We start from the raw sequence: 2,655 nt of genomic DNA, 5'->3' as shown, positions 1-2,655 counted from the left end.
TGCAGAAAAATATAATTTAACTACTGCTGATATACTGGCAACTCTCACAGAATTAACAGCAGCTTCAATCAACCATAGCTATAGAAATTTTTTACCGAATTTACCAGATCAAATATTATTATGTGGTGGTGGTAGTCATAACTTATATTTAAAAGAAAGGATAGAGAAATTATTAGCACCAATACCAGTAATGACCACTGCTGAAGTGGGTGTAGATGTAGATTTTAAAGAAGCGATCGCCATGGCAGTTTTAGCTTATTGGCGCTCTTTAGAAATTAAGAGTAATTTAGTGGAAGTTACAGGAGCAAAACTCAAAGTTATGTTAGGAGAAATTCATCAACCAATTATATGGATTAGGTGAGTAGGAGGAGTGAGGGGAGCTGACAAGAGTTTTTGAGAATTATGCTCTTTGGTTTGGGGAGTGGGGGTAGACGGGGAAGTGTGGGGGAGGGAATTTTTGAACTATTTTTCCTATAAAAAAGCAGACTGCAAGTTGAGATTTTATACTGAATAAAATAATTACTCAGTCCATAGAAACTTCCTAAGTCTACAAGTAGAGAATTATTTGGCAAAGACTATATTATTTAACTGTCTTAGTGATACGGAAAAATCTAATTTAGAGTGGTTTTCTTTTAGGTAGACCATAACAGAATTAAAATCAGCTTCAATTAACCATAGCTATAAAAATTTTTTAGCGAATTTACCAGATCAAATATTATTATGTGGTGGTGGTAGTCATAACTTATATTTAAAAGAAAGGATAGAGAAATTATTAGCACCAATAGCAGTAATAACCACTGCTGAAGTGGGTGTAGATGTAGATTTTAAAGAAGCGATATCTATGGCAGTTTTAGCTTATTGGCGCTCTTGAGAAATTAAGAGTAATTTAGTGGAAGTTACAGGAGCAAAAACCAAAGTCATGTTAGGAGAAATTCATCAACCAATTACAGGGAGTAGGGGAGTGGGGGAGTAGGGAGATGGGGAAATGCTTATAAGGGGAAAAGACAAGCAGGACTTGGAGACAAGGGAGAAAAAATCAATTGTCATTGCTAGATTAAATGCTGGCGCGATCAATAACTAAATTTTTATAAGTTTGAATTTTCTGGCGTTTGTGCTTCCTTGTCTACTTTCCCCCCAAGTCTACCTTATCTTAAGATTTGTACCTCACGCTTGATGAAATCTTCTGTATATTCGTTGCCTACTCAATACTGAAAATTCATATTGTCTAGAGAAAGTATAATACAGGGTTTAAAAATGAATAAAACCGATTATTTTCAAAGACTATCCCAATATAATCAATGGGTAAACGAAAAAATATACCTAGTTTGTGAATCAATACCCAATGCAGTACGTCGAGAAGATAAGGGAGCATTTTTTCATTCTATTCATGGTACGCTCGACCATATTTTATTAGCAGATAAACTGTGGTTGAGTCGCTTTCAAAATTATACATTTGAGATAAAATCATTAGGACAAGAATTAATTGCTGAATTTGACTTATTGTGGCAATAGCGTCAAAAAACTGATGGAGAAATTCAGAACTATATAGATTCATTAACAGAGGAAAAGTTAGCAGAATCTTTAACTTTTTAGTTAATTTTTTTCAATGAATTATGTTATCATATTGTTAGTTCACCCAACATTTTATGAAGGCAAGATTTAAGTACCGCATATACCCAACATTGGGACAAAAACACCGATTAGCAAGGCTATTTGGTTGTGTCCGTGTTGTCTGGAATGATAGTCTAGCTTGCTGTCAAGAAAAGTACAAATCAGGAGAGAAGAAACCTGTTAACTCTGAACTACAAAAACAGTTTATTACTCAAGCTAAAAAAACTGAATACAGAGAGTGGTTATCAGAGGTTTCTGCTATACCACGGAGTGCAATCTTTAAACGACTTAAACCAGGCTTATCAAAACTTTTTTCAATCAACCAAATGTAAGAGGAAAGGCAAACCTGTTAAACCTCCAGATTGCTTCGTTCCTCGCAACGCTCCGCGATTTAAGAGTAGAAAGTCAAGGCAAACTGCAAGGTTTACAAAAGGGGGGTTTAAAGTTGGTCAGCATAAAGTTTATTTAGCCAAAATTGGAAAGCTGAAAATTATTTGGTCAAGGGAACTACCTGCTAGTCCATCATCAGTAACAGTAATCAAAGATTCAGCTAATAGATATTTTCTAAGTTTTGTAGTAGAAATACAACCAGAAACCTTACCTAAAACTAATAATTCAGTAGGTATAGATTTAGGAATTAAAACTTTTGCTACATTGAGTAATGGTCAAAAAATTGATGCACCAAAACCATTAAAGAAAAGGATTAATAAGTATCGTAAATTAAGCAAGTCTTTGTCTAATAAAACCTTTGGATCAAAACGATATGAAAAAGCTAGACTGAAAGTGGCTAAATTTCATGCTAAATTAAAAGATACGAGGACAGATTTTCTGCATAAATTATCTACTGAAATAATTTGTGAAAACCAAACAATTGTTTTAGAAGATTTGAATGTATATGGTATGGTAAAAAATCGCAAATTATCCAGAGCTATTTCAGATTTAGGGTGGAGACAATTCCGAACCCTGTTAGAAGGAAAAGCAGAGAAATACGGTCGCGATTTCAGGGTAATTAGTCGTTGGGAGCCAACATCTCAAACTTGCTCA

Annotated in this window: 5 protein-coding genes and 1 pseudogene; all 6 read left to right on the top strand. The window is 34.3% G+C overall.

Going from position 1 to position 2,655, the window contains the following annotated elements; translation table 11 throughout:
- The coding region (locus F6K22_RS38205; RefSeq protein WP_293110087.1) for an anhydro-N-acetylmuramic acid kinase at nt 1-361 on the top strand (361 nt) is incomplete at its 5' end.
- Nucleotides 362-643: 282 nt separating this feature from the next.
- Entirely contained in the window at nt 644-871 is a 228-nt protein-coding gene (locus tag F6K22_RS38200) for an anhydro-N-acetylmuramic acid kinase (protein WP_363275332.1), read from the top strand.
- Nucleotides 872-1,254: 383 nt separating this feature from the next.
- Nucleotides 1,255-1,512 (top strand): DinB family protein, encoded by a 258-nt coding sequence (locus F6K22_RS38195; RefSeq protein WP_293110085.1) that lies wholly within the window; start codon nt 1,255-1,257, stop codon nt 1,510-1,512.
- Between the two features lie 134 nt (nt 1,513-1,646).
- Nucleotides 1,647-1,943, top strand: coding sequence for a helix-turn-helix domain-containing protein (locus F6K22_RS43730; RefSeq protein ID WP_483244198.1), 297 nt, complete (start codon nt 1,647-1,649; stop codon nt 1,941-1,943).
- Nucleotides 1,834-2,595: pseudogene (locus F6K22_RS38185) on the top strand (RNA-guided endonuclease InsQ/TnpB family protein); the annotation flags it as partial. The gene F6K22_RS43730 and the pseudogene F6K22_RS38185, both read left to right, overlap by 110 nt.
- On the top strand, nt 2,575-2,655 hold an 81-nt coding region (locus F6K22_RS43725), incomplete at its 3' end, for a zinc ribbon domain-containing protein (RefSeq protein WP_483244199.1). The pseudogene F6K22_RS38185 and the gene F6K22_RS43725, both read left to right, overlap by 21 nt.

Origin of the sequence: Okeania sp. SIO2F4 (genome assembly GCF_010672385.1) — a bacterium.
In the GTDB taxonomy this organism is placed as follows: domain Bacteria; phylum Cyanobacteriota; class Cyanobacteriia; order Cyanobacteriales; family Microcoleaceae; genus Trichodesmium.
This window is presented reverse-complemented; position numbering and strand designations above follow the sequence as displayed.

Bases quoted from the DNA above. Each gene is read 5' to 3' on its own strand.
- F6K22_RS38195 (WP_293110085.1), top strand. From the start codon at position 1,255: ATGAATAAAACCGATTATTTTCAAAGACTATCCCAATATAATCAATGG.
- F6K22_RS43730 (WP_483244198.1), top strand. From the start codon at position 1,647: ATGAAGGCAAGATTTAAGTACCGCATATACCCAACATTGGGACAAAAA.